We start from the raw sequence: 12,890 nt of genomic DNA on the forward strand, positions 1-12,890 counted from the left end.
GGGAACGGGACAAGGCAGAACGCCCGGCCGCGGTGTGGGCGGGCAACGCTCTCCCCCTCCCCAGCCCTCCCCCGCAAGCGGGAGAGGGAGAAGCCGCCTCACACCAGCATCTTGCCTTCGTCGGTGATGGCCTCGTCGAGGTCCACGGCCATGTCGCCGAGGATCATCTCGTTGTGGGCGCGGCCCGACGGGATCATGGGGAAGCAGTTCTCCTGCTGGTCCACGATGCAGTCGAAGATCACCGGGCGCTTCACGTTGATCATCTCGGCGATCGCCGCGTCGAGGTCGCCGGGCTTCTCGCAGCGGATGCCCACGCCGCCATAGGCGTCCGCCAGCTTCACGAAATCGGGCAAAGCCTCGGAATAGGAGTGGGAATAGCGCCCGCCGTGCAGCAGTTCCTGCCACTGGCGCACCATGCCCATGTAGCGGTTGTTGAGGATGAAGATCTTCACCGGCAGGTCGAACTGCACCGCCGTGGACATCTCCTGCATGTTCATGAGGATGGAGGCCTCGCCGGCAATGTCGATGCACAGCGCGTCCGGGTGGGCCTTCTGCGCGCCGATGGCGGCGGGCAGGCCGTAGCCCATGGTGCCGAGGCCGCCGGAGGTCATCCAGCGGTTCGGCTCCTCGAAGCGGAAGAACTGCGCCGCCCACATCTGGTGCTGGCCCACCTCCGTGGTGATGTAGACATCCTTGTCCTTCGTCGCCGCATAGAGGCGCTCGATGGCGAACTGCGGCTTGATGATCTCGTCGGAGGCGCGATAGGCGAGGCAGTTGCGCGCCCGCCAGCGCTCGATCTGCGCCCACCAGGCGGCGAGCGCCGGCTGGTCGATCTTCAGGGCGCGGCTGGTCCAGGCCACCACCATGTCGGCGAGCACGCGGGTGCAGTCGCCGATGATGGGCAGGTCCACCTTCACGTTCTTGTTGATGGAGGACGGGTCGATGTCGATGTGGATCTTCTTCGAGCCCGGCGCGAAGGCGTCGAGGCGGCCGGTGATGCGGTCGTCGAAGCGCGCGCCGATGCAGACCATCACGTCGCAGTCGTGCATGGCCATGTTGGCCTCATAGGTGCCGTGCATGCCGAGCATGCCCAGCCACTGCCGGTTCGCCGCCGGGAAGGCGCCGAGGCCCATCAGCGTCGAGGTGACCGGCACGCCGGTGAGGCGCGCCAGTTCGCGCAGCAGGCGGCTCGCCTCCGGCCCGGAATTGATGACACCGCCGCCGGTGTAGAAGATCGGCTTCTTCGCGCCGGCGATCATCTCCACCGCGGCGGCGATCTGCGCGTCCTCCGCCTTCAGCTTGGGCCGGTAGGTCTTATGCTGGATGTTCTCGCGGCCGATATAGGTGCCGGTGGCGAACTGGACATCCTTGGGAATGTCCACCACCACCGGACCGGGACGGCCGTTCTGCGCCACATAGAAGGCTTCGTGCAGCACGCGCGCGAGGTCGTTCACGTCGCGCACGAGGTAGTTGTGCTTGGTGCAGGGCCGGGTGATGCCCACCGTGTCGCATTCCTGGAACGCGTCGTTGCCGATGAGGTGGGTCGCCACCTGCCCGGTGATGCAGACCAGGGGGATCGAATCCATCAGCGCGTCGGTGAGGCCGGTGACCGCATTGGTGGCGCCGGGACCGGAGGTGACGAGCACCACGCCGACCTTGCCGGAGGAGCGGGCATAGCCCTCCGCCGCATGCACCGCCGCCTGCTCGTGGCGCACCAGGATGTGCTCGATGTGGTTCTGGTGGAACAGGGCGTCATAGATGGGCAGCACCGCCCCGCCCGGATAGCCGAAGATATGGGCGACGCCCTGGTCGGCGAAGGCCTGGATCACCATCTCGGCGCCGGTCATCTGCTTCGTCATGGTCTGAAACTCCCTGAGGGGCGCCTTCGGCCCCACCGGCTCCGCCGGCCTGTCCTGCACCGATGCCGGCCCCGGCCGGCATCTCTTTCACGAATGGCGGCCGCCATGGGACGCCGAAGCCTTCAGAAACGACGAAGGGGCCCGAAGGCCCCTCGTCACGCGCCACCTCGTCTGCCGCAGCCGTCAGGCTGGACAAAAAGTGGCGCGCCACCCTACGAGAAGAATAACGATCTTGCGCATGTCGGCGCCGTCCCTTTCAAAAGTTGCGCGAAACTACCGAGGCACGGCCCGCACGTCAAGCGCGGGAACCGCTCTTGCGGCGGTGCCGGCAAAATTCCGTTAGGGAGCGAATGATAGGCTGTGTCGCGATCCGCCCCGATATTGCCCCATCTCTGGGCTGTGTATATCACCACAAGGTTCCGCTGGGGCGGAGGAGGAGGGGCTCGGCCTCATGAAGAAACTGACGCTCGCATTCGCCACTTCGGCCGTCCTGGTCGGGACCGCGCTGTCCGCAGGTTCTGCCCTGGCGGACTGCCAGAGCGACGTCGCCTCCGTGCGCGGGGAGCTGGAGGAGAAGGGCAAGGCCCTGCAGGCCGCCATCAAGAAGAAGGGCGACCCGCAGACCCTGTGCCCGCTGTTCCGCGCCTATACCGCCGCCGAGGCCAAGTGGGTGAAGTTCCTCGGCGACAACAAGGACTGGTGCCAGATCCCGCCCCAGGCCATCGAAAATGCCGCCGAAGGCGCCAAGAAGACCGTAGGCATCCGCAACAAGATCTGCGAGGCCGCGGCCAACGGTGGCGCCGCCCCCGACGGCGGGGCCGCCAAACCGCCGCCGCAGGGCTCCCTGTCCAGCGCGCTCGGCATCACCACCGGCTACAGCGTCGGCTCGCAAAAGCGCGGCGGCGTGTTCGACACGCTGAACGGCAACGCGCTGAAGTGAGGCGGTCGGATTGTCCCCAGGTTCCAGCGAAGGGGCGATGACCCCACCCGTCGCCGATGCCGTGCGCGGTAACTGGGTAGATCGTTTCGCGCCGCCGCGCGTGCGGCCCTATCTGCGGCTCGCCCGGCTGGACCGGCCCATCGGCTCGTGGCTGCTGCTGCTGCCGTGCTGGTGGTCCACCGCGCTCGCCGCCATCGCCGACGACGCGCCCTATCCCGATCCGTGGCTCCTGGTGCTGTTCGCCATCGGCGCCGTGGCCATGCGCGGCGCGGGATGCACCTGGAACGACATCCTCGACCGCAAGATCGACCGTCAGGTGGCGCGCACCCGCAATCGCCCCGTCGCCTCGGGTGAGGTGAGCGTGGCGGCGGCCTTCGCCTTCCTGGTGGCGCAGGCCCTCGTCGGCCTCGCGGTGCTGCTCTGCCTGCCGCATTTCGCCATCATCACCGGCCTTGCCTCCCTCGGCGTGGTGGCCGTCTATCCGCTGATGAAGCGCGTCACCTCGGTGCCGCAGCTCATCCTGGGCATCGCCTTCTCCTGGGGCGCGCTCATGGGCTGGGCCAGCGTGATGCGCACCATCGCCGACCCGGCCCTGCTGCTGTTCGCCGGCTGCGTGCTGTGGGTGTTCGCCTACGACACCATCTATGCCCACCAGGACAAGGAGGACGACGCCATCGTGGGCGTGCGCTCCACCGCGCTTCTGTTCGGCCGCAGCACCGCCCTCGCGGTGGCCCTGTGCTACACGCTGGTGGTGCTCCTGTTCGCCGCCGCCCTCATGTCGGTGCCGTCCGGTCCGCTCGCCTATCTCGGCCTCGCCGGCTTCGCGCTGCATCTCACCGGACAGGTGCGCCGGCTCGACATCGACGACGGCGCGCGCTGTCTCGCCGTGTTCAAGTCGAACCGCGATGCGGGGCTGATCCTGTTCGCCGGCCTCGCCCTCGACACGCTGGTGCCCAACACCCTCGGGGTGCTCCTGCCGTAAGGGCATGATCCGGCAGCGATCCCCCTGCCCCGAATCCGCCCGGAGAGCTGCGCCAGCCGGGAAAGGCGGTCCTCCCGGCCCCCGGCGGCGCCGCGCGGCATTGACGCAGTGCAGCACGAGTCTTCTTGCCTCGGGACGCCGACGCCCCTATTTGGCAGGCCCATGAGCGTCGAGCCGACGAGCAGCCCCGGCGGGCCCGACCCCGCCGCCATGGCGATGGAGATCCTGGCGCGCCAGCTCACCGAGACGGTGACGGCGGCGGGCGGGATCGCGCTCGCCATGTTCCAGTCCGGCGTGAAGTCCTGGACCAAGGGCAACAATTCCCCCGTCACCGAGGCGGACATGGCGGTGGACGCCTTCCTGCATCGCCACCTCACCGCGCTCGATCCCGGCATCGGGTGGCTGTCCGAGGAATCGGCCGATGGCCCGGCGCGCCTCGGGGTTGAGCGGCTGTGGGTGGTGGACCCCATCGACGGCACGCGGGGCTTCATGGCCGGCGGCCACGACTGGGCGGTCTCGGTTGCCCTGGTGGAGCTGGGCCGGCCCATCCTCGCCGCCCTGTACGCACCGGCAAGCGACGAAATGTTCACCGCCGTCGCCGGCCGCGGCGCCGCGCGCAACGGCGTTCCCCTGGAGGTCGCGCCGCGCCGCGGCCTCGACGGGGCGAAGGTGGCGGGCCCGGCCGCCGAGATCGACCTGCTCTCCCGCCGCGCCGCGGTGGAGCCGCTGCCGCGCATCCGCTCGCTGGCGCTGCGCCTCGCCCGCGTCGCCACCGGCGAGATCGACATCGCCTTCGCCGCCGGCAACAGCAACGACTGGGACCTAGCCGCCGCCGACCTGATCGTGCACGAGGCCCACGGCCTCCTGACCACCCGCGAGGGCACGCCGCTCACCTACAACGCGCCGGAGCCCCGCCATCCCCCGCTCATCTGCGCCGGCCCCGCGCTTCACGCCGCGCTCGTCGGCGCGGTGCCGCAAACCCCGTTTTTCAACGCCAGTCCAGACACGCAGTAATTGGGACACGCCATGACCGACACCAACAAGCAGTTGCCGCACCTCGTCTTCGGCGGTGAGCTCACCGCCCTCGACAGCACCGAGTTCAAGGACCTCACCAAGCTCGACATCGTCGGCATCTTCCCCGACTATGCCAGCGCTGCGACCGCCTGGAAGGCGAAGGCGCAACAGACGGTGGACAACGCGCTGATGCGCTATTTCGTCGTGCACCTGCACCGCCTGCTCGATCCCGAGACCGGCAAGGTCCAGGGCAGCTGAGCATCATCATGCCCGCCCCTGAGGGGCGGGCCCCCTGAGAGGAAAGCGGCCGGGTCGCACAGGCCCGGCCTGTTCTTTCGTCTCCAAGATCGAATAAGAAGGAGCGTCGGCCGGACCCGGCGAGGAGCCGCCGGCCGCGCAGCCCGGAGCGAAAAGACCATCAGATGTGGCGGCGACTGAGGACAAACCACGCCTTCAAAGTGGCGGCGGGCACGACGTTCGCGTCCTATTTCAAGCTCGTGGCGCGCACCACGCGGTTCGTCATCGAGCCGCCGGACATCTTCGAGACCATCGACGAGCGCATGCCGGTGATCATCACCTTCTGGCATGGGCAGCATTTCCTCACGCCTTTCGCCATGAAGCCCCACCACAAGGCGAAGGTGCTCATCTCCCGCCACGCCGACGCCGAGATCAACGCCATCGCCGCGGAGAAGCTGGGGGTCGGCACCATTCGCGGCTCCGGCGCCACCTCGCGGCATGACTTCCACCGCAAGGGCGCGGTGTCCGCCACCTACGAGCTGCTCGACACCCTGGAACAGGGCATCAACGTGGCGATGACTGCCGACGTGCCGAAAATCGCCCGCCGGGCCGGTCTCGGCGTCGTGACCATTGCGCGGTATTCCGGACGCCCTATCATCCCGCTCGCAATGGCAACCCGCAACCGCATCACCCTCAAGAGCTGGGACCGCGCCAGCCTGAACCTGCCGTTCGGCCGCGGTGCCGCGGTGGTGGGCGAACCCATCTTCGTCCCCCGCGAGGCGGACGAGGCGACCATGAAGGCCGCCCGCGACCTGGTGCAGGCCCGGCTCGAGGCCGCCACCGCCCGCGCCGAAGCCCTCGCCGCCGGAGCTGGCGGGGCATGAAGGGTCGCGCCCTGCCCTTGACCCTGCGCCTCTACCGCGGCGCGAGCTCGGCGGCCGCCCTCCTCGCCCCGGCCTGGCTCTCCTACCGGGTGCGCAAGGGCAAGGAAGACCCGGCACGGCTCGCCGAGCGGCGCGGCCATGCCAGCATGGAGCGCCCGGAGGGGCCGCTGGTGTGGGTGCACGGGGCCAGCGTCGGCGAGGTGATCTCGGTGCTGCCGCTGATCGAGCGCCTCGACGCGCGCGGCTTCAAGGTGCTCCTGACCTCGGGCACGCTCACCTCCAGCCGGGTGGCCCAGGCGCGGGCGCCGGAAGGAGTGATCCACCAGTTCGTACCGCTGGACGCGAAGGGCTTCATCGCCCGCTTCCTCGATTACTGGGCCCCCGACCTCGTGCTTTTGGCCGAATCGGAGCTGTGGCCCAACCTCATCGCCGAGCTCGGCCGGCGCGGCACCCCGGTGGTGCTGGTCAACGGCCGGCTCTCGGAGCGCTCGGCCCGGCGCTGGGCCCGCCTGCCCAGGAGCGCCCGCGCCCTGCTCTCGCGCATCGACCTGTGCCTCGCCCAGAGCGCGGAGGACGGCGCGCGCTTCCGGGCGCTGGGCACGCCGCGGGTCGAGGTCTGCGGCAATCTCAAGTTCGACGTGCCGCCGCCCGGCGTCGATTCCACCGAGCTGAAGCGCTTCGGCCTTGCGGTCGGGAAGCGGCCGGTGCTGCTCGCCGCCTCCACCCATGAGGGGGAGGAGGAAATCGTGATCGAGGCGCACCGGATCATCTCCTCCAAGGTGAAGGACCTTCTCACCATCATCGCCCCGCGCCATCCCGAGCGCGGCGTCGAGGTGGCGGAACTCGCCGAGGCCGCCGGCCTCGCCCCGCGCCAGCGCGCCTTCGACGAATGGCCCGACGCGGAAACCGGGATCTACGTGGCCGACACCATCGGCGAGCTGGGCCTGTTCTATCGCGTCGCCCCGGTGGTCTTCATGGGCGGCTCGCTGGTGGAGCATGGCGGGCAGAACCCCATCGAGCCGGCCAAGCTCGGCACCGTGGTCCTGCACGGCCCCCATGTGTGGAACTTCGCCGCCGTCTACGAGGCCCTGGACGCGCAGGAGGGCGCGGCCGAGGTTTCCGACGCCATGGGCATCGCCCGCGCCGCCTACGCCCTGATGCAGGACAGCCAGCTTCAGGGGCACATGGCCGACGCCGCCTTCGCCACCATCACCGGTCTGGGCGGCGCGCTGGAGCGCACGCTGACGGCCATCGAGCCCTATCTCATCCAGATCCGCCTCGAGGCCCGCTGAGGATGCGCGCGCCGGCCTTCTGGTGGCGCCGGCCCGGTCTTGCCTCGGCCCTGCTCTCGCCCGTCGGCGCGGTCGTGGGCGCCGTCGCGCTCCGCCGCATGGGCGGGACCGGCGCGCGGGTGGACGCGCCGGTCCTGTGCGTGGGCAATCCCACCGTGGGCGGCGCGGGCAAGACGCCCACCGCCATCGCCCTCCTCCGGCGCCTGAACGCCCGTGGCGCGACGCCGTTCGCCCTGCTGCGGGGCCATGGTGGCACGGCGCGGATGCCGCTGCGGGTCGATCCTGCCATTCACGACGCCGGCACGGTGGGCGACGAGGCCCTGCTGCTGGCGCGCCATGCCCCCACCGTGGTGGCCGGGGGCCAGCGCCGGGCGGGGGCGGACCTGGCGGTGGCAGCCGGCGCAAGCCACATCGTCATGGATGACGGCTTCCAGAACCCGTCCCTCGCCAAGGACGTGTCGGTTCTGGTGGTGGATGGAACGGTGGGCGTCGGCACTGGCGGCGTCACCCCTGCCGGGCCCCTGCGGGCGCCGCTCGGGCCGCAGCTCGCCCGCGCCGATGCGGTGCTGGTGGTGGGCGACGGCGCCGCCGGTGCCGAGGTGGCGGCGCGCGCGGGCGCGGCCGGATGCGCGGTGCTCACCGGCCGGCTGGTGCCCGACCCCGCCGCCGTGGCGGCGCTGCGCGGGGTGCCGCTCATCGCCTTCGCCGGCATCGGCCGGCCGGAAAAATTCTTCGCGACGCTGGAAGAGGCAGGGCTGGCGCCCCTCGCCCGCCACGCCTTCGCCGACCACCACCCGTTCCGCCCCGCCGAGATCGCCCGCCTCGCGCAGGAGGCCAAGGCGCAGGGCGCGCGTCTGGTGACGACGGAAAAGGACAAGGCGCGCCTCGCCGGACCCGCCTTCGCGGCACTCGCCGGTGCCATCGCCACCCTGCCGGTCGCCCTCGCCCTCGACGATCCCGGCGCCCTCGACGCCCTCATCGACCGCGCCGAGGCGCGCTGGCGGGCGCGGCGGGGCCGGGGCTGATCAGGCCCGCCGCCCGACCAGCGCGCCGACCGCCACCAGGAGCCAGCCGAGAATCGTCAGGGAGCCGCCGAACGGCGCGCTGCCGCCCAGAAGCTTGACCTCCATCAAGGCCCGCGCGGCAAGATCGCCGGAAAAGAGAAGCACGCCGAGCGCCATGGCGCTCGCGCCGAGGTACAGGACCACGCGCCCGCGCCCAAGCATCAGGCCGAGGGCGCCGAGCCCCACGAGGGCGGCGGCGTGGAACAGGAGGAAGTGGGCGGCCGTCTCCAGGTTCGCCCCGCCGCCCACATGGGCCGCGGCGGCGGCGGCAGCGACGCCCGCGGCCCCCATGAGGCCGGCGAGCACGAGAAGGATACGGGTCCAGACAGGCATGAGGCGGGTCCGTTGCGGGCAGGCGAAGGCAGGCAGGCGAAGGCAGGCAGCCGGACCGGCGGGTGACGCAAAGGTGTCGCGGCATCTCGCAGGTGCGGTGGCCGAGCCCTCTATAGGGCGGCGATCGCGGTGGCGGAATGCCTTGATCCTGCGGCATGTGCGAAGGTGCAGGGCAGCAATTCCACTTGCGGGAGGCGACGAAGGGCTATGCACCCAAAGTCTGCCATGGCAACGCCTTGTGGAGCCTCCTGCCTCTCCTCATAATCCGGGCCAACCAAGGCGGAACAATCCGCCATGAATGAAGGATCGCGGGAAACGCGCCCGCGCGAGGGAGGCAAGAGCATGTCCGAAAAGGTCTATGACGTTCCGTCCGAATGGGCCCACAAGGCCTATGTGGACGATGCGCACTATCAGTCCATGTATGCCGCCTCGGTGAAGGACCCGGATGCCTTCTGGGGCGAGCACGGCAAGCGCATCGACTGGTTCACGCCCTACACCAAGGTGAAGAACACCTCTTACGACCCGGGCCACGTCTCCATCAAATGGTTCGAGGACGGCGTCACCAACGTCGCCTACAATTGCGTGGACCGTCACCTTGAGACCCGCGGCGACCAGGTGGCCATCATCTGGGAGGGCGACAGCCCGGACGAGAGCCGCAACATCACCTATCGCGAACTCTCCAGCGAGGTGAACAAGCTCGCCAACGTGCTGCGCAACCGTGGCGTGGAGAAGGGCGACCGCGTCACCATCTACCTGCCGATGATTCCCGAGGCGGCATTCGCCATGCTCGCCTGCGCGCGGCTCGGCGCCATCCATTCCATCGTGTTCGGCGGCTTTTCCCCGGACAGCCTCGCCGGCCGCGTGGCCGACTGCGGCTCCAAGTGCATCATCACCGCGGACGAGGGCCTGCGCGGCGGCCGCAAGGTGCCGCTGAAGGCCAATGTGGACGCGGCCATCGCCCAGATTCCCGAGGGCGTGGACCATGTGATCGTAGTGCGCCGCACCGGCGGCAAGGTGGACATGACCCCCGGCCGCGACGTCTATTACGACGAAGCCGCCGCCATGGTCACCGACGAGTGCCCGGCCGAGCACGTGAACGCGGAAGATCCGCTGTTCATCCTCTACACCTCCGGCTCCACCGGCAAGCCCAAGGGCGTGCTGCACACCACCGGCGGCTACCTCGTCTATGCGTCCATGACGCATCAATACATCTTCGACTACCACCCCGGCGACATCTACTGGTGCACCGCCGACGTGGGCTGGGTGACCGGCCATTCCTACATCGTCTACGGCCCGCTCGCGAACGGCGCCACGACGCTCATGTTCGAGGGCATCCCCAATTATCCCACCGTCTCGCGCTTCTGGGACGTGATCGACAAGCACAAGGTCTCGATCTTCTACACCGCCCCCACCGCCATCCGCTCGCTGATGCAGGCGGGCGAGGAGCCGGTGAAGCGCACCTCCCGCGCCTCCCTGCGCCTGCTCGGCTCGGTGGGCGAGCCCATCAATCCGGAAGCCTGGGAGTGGTATTACCGCGTGGTGGGCGAGGAGCGCTGCCCCATCGTGGATACCTGGTGGCAGACCGAGACCGGCGGCATCCTCATCACCCCCCTGCCCGGCGCCACCAAGCTGAAGCCCGGCTCCGCCACCCGCCCCTTCTTCGGCGTGATGCCCGAGGTGGTGGACGCGGAAGGCAAGGTGCTGGAAGGCGCCTGCGAGGGCAATCTCGTGATCGCCGATTCGTGGCCGGGCCAGATGCGCACGGTCTATGGCGACCATGAGCGCTTCGAGCAGACCTATTTCTCCACCTATCCCGGCAAGTACTTCACCGGCGACGGCTGCCGCCGCGACGCCGACGGCTTCTACTGGATCACCGGCCGCGTGGACGACGTGATCAACGTCTCCGGCCACCGCATGGGCACGGCGGAGGTGGAAAGCGCCCTCGTCGCCCATCCCAAGGTGTCCGAGGCGGCGGTGGTGGGCTTCCCCCACGACATCAAGGGCCAGGGCATCTACGCCTACGTCACCCTGATGGACGGCGAGGAGCCCACCGAGGAACTGCGCAAGGAACTGGTGGCCTGGGTGCGTCGCGAGATCGGCCCCATCGCCTCGCCGGACCTGATCCAGTTCGCGCCGGGCCTGCCGAAGACCCGCTCGGGCAAGATCATGCGCCGCATCCTGCGCAAGATCGCCGAGGACCAGTTCGAAAGCCTGGGCGACACCTCGACGCTGGCCGATCCCGGCGTGGTGGAGGACCTCATCCACAACCGCCAGAACAAGCGCGACGCGGCGGCCTGAGCCGCAGCATCCGTGAAAACGAGACCGGCGCCCCTCGGGGCGCCGGTTTTGTTTGGGGGATCCGTGGCGCTCGACGCCGGCGCACGCAGTCGGCGGACTCCCGCGCCCCAGCGCGCGCCCGGAAGCGGCAATCGCGGGGCTGTCCACTCCATAACCACAACCGCCGTCATGCCCGGCCCTGTGCCGGCTATCCCCCGGGTCGGGGCGCAGCAAAGCTCCGCCAGCAAACACCAGCGGCCCGGCGTGGATGCCCGGCACAAGGCCGGGCATGACGGGGACGTGCCGCAATGGGCCCCGCATGCAGCCGAAGCCACATGCGCGCTCACGAGCTTTACGAATTGAAAGGGCGCCCCGTGCCGGTTCCGGAGCGCGGCTCCAGCTCCGCGCGCAACCGGCCGGAAGCCACCGCGCGCCCTGCCCTCAGTGCGTCAGGCCCGCGATGGTGTATTCACCGGCCGCCACCCGCTCGGCGAGGCGGGTGACGAATTCGGCGCTCGCGGTCTCGCCATAGGTGGCGACAAGGCTGCGCAGGGCGGTGAACAGCGCGGCCTGCACCAGGCAGTCCTCCTCCAGCCCCTCGCGCACGGCTTCCACCCACGCATCGTTCAGATAGGTGAGTGCGGCGTGGCGATCGTCCGCGGCCATGTCCGCGATCTCGGGGAGGGCGATGGCAGGGGTGGGCAAGGTCGACACGGCAAGGTCTCCGCACCGCGAAAAATCATGCGGCGGTCCGCATTCTCTAGCACGCCGCGCGCGGGCGTTCAGGGGAGTTCTGACCAAAAGGTTAACGCCGCGCCCTTAGAGCACGCGCCGATCTGCTTGCATCGCAAGCTGATCGGGCAACGCGTTCTCTTTCTTGGATTTAGAGGGCGATTCACCGATCAGATTGATTCAATCTGATCGGATCGCGCTCTAGTTTCCGCCATAGCGCACCACGATGTCGTGGGCGAGGCGCGCGCCCTCGTCGAGCTGGCGCTCCACCGCAATGCGTGCCGCCGGCGTGCAGGCGCGATAGACCTCGCCATAGCTGGAATAGCCGCGGTTGAAGCTGGCGATGATCTTCATCCGGCGCGTCTCGGAGGGCTGCTCGGTGTCGATGAGCGCCTGCATCTCGTTGCGCCAGCGCTGGCCCTCCCCGGTCACGCCGCACAAAGGACGCAGGTAATGCAGTGCGCCGAGGATCTCGGCGAGCCGCATGAGGTCCGAATCATAGGGCGGCGGGGCGCCCTCGGTCGGGCCCGCGGCCGATACCGGGCGGGTCAGGACGGGCGAGGCGAGCGCGAGCGCGCCGGCAAGGAGAAGGACGAGGGTGCGCATGCAGATGCCGTTTCCGTCCCCACTCCTGCGGCGCGGCGGGCGCAAGGTCAAGGCTCGATCACGAGGCGCGCCGCCTCCGCGACCACTTCGGCGAGCCCCTCGGTGGTGGGCAGGGCGGCCACCTCGTTGGGGCGGAACCAGCCCACCTCCGCCGCCTCGGCGCCCGGCTGCGGCTCGCCGGCGCGCCAGCGGGCGGCGTGGGCGATCACCACGAAATGGGCGGCGAGCGCCCCTTCCTTGTCGCGAATGATGATGTCGCGCGCGGCGGCGAGCCCGACGATGTCGACGCTCACGCCCACTTCCTCCATCACCTCCCGCACCGCGGCCTCGGCCAGGGTCTCGCCCGGCTCCACGCGGCCGCCGGGCAGGCTCCACAGGCCGGCGCCGGGATTGGCCGCGCGGCGGGCGAGCAGCACCAGCGGGCCGCGGAACACGGCGGCGCTCGCCGCGAGCGTCGGGCGCACGGGCGGGCGCGGCGCGGCGGCGGGCGTCTGCGGCGAAAGGGTCTCGGTCATGGCAAGGCTCGCACTGGGAAGGCTCGCACTGGGAAGGCTCAGGCTGAAAGGCTCGGCCCGCCCGTGACGGGCGGCTTGTCGTGGGTGGGCGGGAGCTTACCCTTCCCGTCAACCTGGAGCACGCGATTCGTGACGGCCGAGATGAAGGACCCTTC

The 12,890-nt window shown here is 69.9% G+C and carries 13 protein-coding genes; 8 read left to right on the forward strand and 5 right to left on the reverse strand.

Going from position 1 to position 12,890, the window contains the following annotated elements:
* Positions 1-98 precede the first annotated feature (98 nt).
* A complete protein-coding gene (locus K9U40_RS19150; protein WP_282891736.1) occupies positions 99-1,859 on the reverse strand; it encodes an acetolactate synthase 3 large subunit in 1,761 nt (586 codons plus the stop codon).
* Between the two features lie 451 nt (positions 1,860-2,310).
* On the opposite strand from K9U40_RS19150, the gene K9U40_RS19155 reads away from it, so the two are divergent.
* The 7 genes from K9U40_RS19155 (at position 2,311) to lpxK (ending at position 8,233) form a co-directional block, all read left to right on the forward strand.
* Positions 2,311-2,799 carry a hypothetical protein gene (locus K9U40_RS19155; protein ID WP_282891737.1) on the forward strand — a complete coding sequence of 163 codons (489 nt, stop codon included), beginning with the start codon at positions 2,311-2,313 and terminating at the stop codon, positions 2,797-2,799.
* Positions 2,800-2,836: 37 nt separating this feature from the next.
* A complete protein-coding gene (gene ubiA, locus K9U40_RS19160; RefSeq protein WP_282891738.1) occupies positions 2,837-3,781 on the forward strand; it encodes a 4-hydroxybenzoate octaprenyltransferase in 945 nt (314 codons plus the stop codon).
* Positions 3,782-3,943: 162 nt separating this feature from the next.
* Positions 3,944-4,795, forward strand: a complete 852-nt coding sequence (locus K9U40_RS19165; protein WP_282891739.1) for a 3'(2'),5'-bisphosphate nucleotidase CysQ — start codon at positions 3,944-3,946, stop codon at positions 4,793-4,795.
* Between the two features lie 12 nt (positions 4,796-4,807).
* Positions 4,808-5,053, forward strand: coding sequence for a DUF4170 domain-containing protein (locus tag K9U40_RS19170; RefSeq protein ID WP_282891740.1), 246 nt, complete (start codon positions 4,808-4,810; stop codon positions 5,051-5,053).
* Positions 5,054-5,217: 164 nt separating this feature from the next.
* Complete coding sequence (locus tag K9U40_RS19175) at positions 5,218-5,916, forward strand: lysophospholipid acyltransferase family protein (RefSeq protein WP_282891741.1); 699 nt, start codon at positions 5,218-5,220, stop codon at positions 5,914-5,916.
* Complete coding sequence (locus K9U40_RS19180; RefSeq protein WP_282891742.1) at positions 5,913-7,208, forward strand: 3-deoxy-D-manno-octulosonic acid transferase; 1,296 nt, start codon at positions 5,913-5,915, stop codon at positions 7,206-7,208. The genes K9U40_RS19175 and K9U40_RS19180 overlap by 4 nt, the downstream gene beginning before the upstream one ends.
* Positions 7,209-7,210: 2 nt before the next feature.
* Complete coding sequence (gene lpxK / locus K9U40_RS19185) at positions 7,211-8,233, forward strand: tetraacyldisaccharide 4'-kinase (protein ID WP_282891743.1); 1,023 nt, start codon at positions 7,211-7,213, stop codon at positions 8,231-8,233.
* Here lpxK and K9U40_RS19190 read toward each other — a convergent pair whose 3' ends face one another.
* Entirely contained in the window at positions 8,234-8,605 is a 372-nt protein-coding gene (locus tag K9U40_RS19190; RefSeq protein WP_282891744.1) for a DUF423 domain-containing protein, read from the reverse strand.
* A 342-nt stretch (positions 8,606-8,947) separates the two neighbouring features.
* Between K9U40_RS19190 and acs the strand changes: the two genes are divergently transcribed.
* A complete protein-coding gene (gene acs / locus K9U40_RS19195) occupies positions 8,948-10,903 on the forward strand; it encodes an acetate--CoA ligase (RefSeq protein WP_282891745.1) in 1,956 nt (651 codons plus the stop codon).
* A 420-nt stretch (positions 10,904-11,323) separates the two neighbouring features.
* On the opposite strand, the gene K9U40_RS19200 is transcribed toward acs, so the two are convergent.
* The 3 genes from K9U40_RS19200 to K9U40_RS19210 form a co-directional block, all read right to left on the reverse strand.
* The gene (locus tag K9U40_RS19200; RefSeq protein WP_282891746.1) at positions 11,324-11,596 is read right to left on the reverse strand and encodes a hypothetical protein; all 273 of its coding nucleotides are present in this window, start codon (positions 11,594-11,596) and stop codon (positions 11,324-11,326) included.
* 219 nt (positions 11,597-11,815) lie between these two features.
* Positions 11,816-12,220 (reverse strand): TIGR02301 family protein, encoded by a 405-nt coding sequence (locus tag K9U40_RS19205; protein ID WP_282891747.1) that lies wholly within the window; start codon positions 12,218-12,220, stop codon positions 11,816-11,818.
* A gap of 47 nt (positions 12,221-12,267) precedes the next feature.
* Positions 12,268-12,735: an NUDIX hydrolase gene (locus K9U40_RS19210; RefSeq protein WP_282891748.1), complete on the reverse strand. Its 468-nt coding sequence runs from the start codon at positions 12,733-12,735 to the stop codon at positions 12,268-12,270.
* Between the last annotated feature and the right edge of the window lie 155 nt (positions 12,736-12,890).

Source organism: Xanthobacter autotrophicus, assembly GCF_030015065.1.
In the GTDB taxonomy this organism is placed as follows: Bacteria; Pseudomonadota; Alphaproteobacteria; order Rhizobiales; family Xanthobacteraceae; genus Xanthobacter; species Xanthobacter autotrophicus_D.

Bases quoted from the DNA above. Each gene is read 5' to 3' on its own strand.
- K9U40_RS19150 (WP_282891736.1), bottom strand. From the start codon at position 1,859: ATGACGAAGCAGATGACCGGCGCCGAGATGGTGATCCAGGCCTTCGCC.
- K9U40_RS19210 (WP_282891748.1), bottom strand. From the start codon at position 12,735: ATGACCGAGACCCTTTCGCCGCAGACGCCCGCCGCCGCGCCGCGCCCG.
- K9U40_RS19180 (WP_282891742.1), top strand. From the start codon at position 5,913: ATGAAGGGTCGCGCCCTGCCCTTGACCCTGCGCCTCTACCGCGGCGCG.
- K9U40_RS19190 (WP_282891744.1), bottom strand. From the start codon at position 8,605: ATGCCTGTCTGGACCCGTATCCTTCTCGTGCTCGCCGGCCTCATGGGG.
- acs (WP_282891745.1), top strand. From the start codon at position 8,948: ATGTCCGAAAAGGTCTATGACGTTCCGTCCGAATGGGCCCACAAGGCC.
- K9U40_RS19165 (WP_282891739.1), top strand. From the start codon at position 3,944: ATGAGCGTCGAGCCGACGAGCAGCCCCGGCGGGCCCGACCCCGCCGCC.
- K9U40_RS19175 (WP_282891741.1), top strand. From the start codon at position 5,218: ATGTGGCGGCGACTGAGGACAAACCACGCCTTCAAAGTGGCGGCGGGC.
- lpxK (WP_282891743.1), top strand. From the start codon at position 7,211: ATGCGCGCGCCGGCCTTCTGGTGGCGCCGGCCCGGTCTTGCCTCGGCC.
- K9U40_RS19170 (WP_282891740.1), top strand. From the start codon at position 4,808: ATGACCGACACCAACAAGCAGTTGCCGCACCTCGTCTTCGGCGGTGAG.
- K9U40_RS19155 (WP_282891737.1), top strand. From the start codon at position 2,311: ATGAAGAAACTGACGCTCGCATTCGCCACTTCGGCCGTCCTGGTCGGG.
- K9U40_RS19205 (WP_282891747.1), bottom strand. From the start codon at position 12,220: ATGCGCACCCTCGTCCTTCTCCTTGCCGGCGCGCTCGCGCTCGCCTCG.
- ubiA (WP_282891738.1), top strand. From the start codon at position 2,837: ATGACCCCACCCGTCGCCGATGCCGTGCGCGGTAACTGGGTAGATCGT.